2 protein-coding genes are annotated in these 572 nt (G+C 52.6%); both read right to left on the reverse strand.

Annotated features, from left to right (window positions below):
• On the reverse strand, positions 1-232 hold a 232-nt coding region (locus GXB81_RS31255; protein ID WP_205991235.1), incomplete at its 3' end, for a hypothetical protein.
• Between the two features lies 1 nt (position 233).
• Positions 234-572 (reverse strand): hypothetical protein (locus GXB81_RS31260; RefSeq protein WP_205991236.1); only part of this gene is annotated, 339 nt, incomplete at its 5' end.

The raw sequence follows: 572 nt of genomic DNA on the forward strand, positions 1-572 counted from the left end.
CGTCAACAAGCAGTAGCTTGTCGAACCGGAAATCAACCGTCACGTTCTTCTGAAGGAAGTATGTATATTCAACAATGATGTCTTCAGGCGAGCTATATGACACTGGCTTTCCGAATCGACGGACTATACCGTCGAATGAAAGCGTACCTGTAGCCCAGGCCAGCCCGGCTTCGAAGAAGGGAAACAGTTGCGCCTGCTCCTGCACGGACATGGGTTTCGGAATGTCCTGCATGTCACTCCCCTTTACTGGCGATGGGTTGGTCTGTGCCCGAAGAATCGGGATGCTCATGAGCAAAGGCATAAGGAGCACTGCACTCATCTTCCGCATGCGTATAAATCCCATAGTGACCGGCTTGCATGAAATAGGCACCTGCCATATCTCCACAATAAAAGGCATCGTTTTCCCAGGGGCGGCCGCGGTAGTCCTCTGAGCACCTGCTGGGTTCGGCCACCATGCTGTCGATCATGATCGGAGTGCCGCCGTAACCTGATTTCTGTAGAAGATCGACTGCCAGTTCCCTGACCTTTTCGAATTCACTTTCCAGTGACTGCGTGCTGGACAGATAGCCTGG

Source organism: Paraburkholderia sp. Ac-20336 (genome assembly GCF_017105025.1).
Lineage (GTDB): Bacteria > Pseudomonadota > Gammaproteobacteria > Burkholderiales > Burkholderiaceae > Paraburkholderia.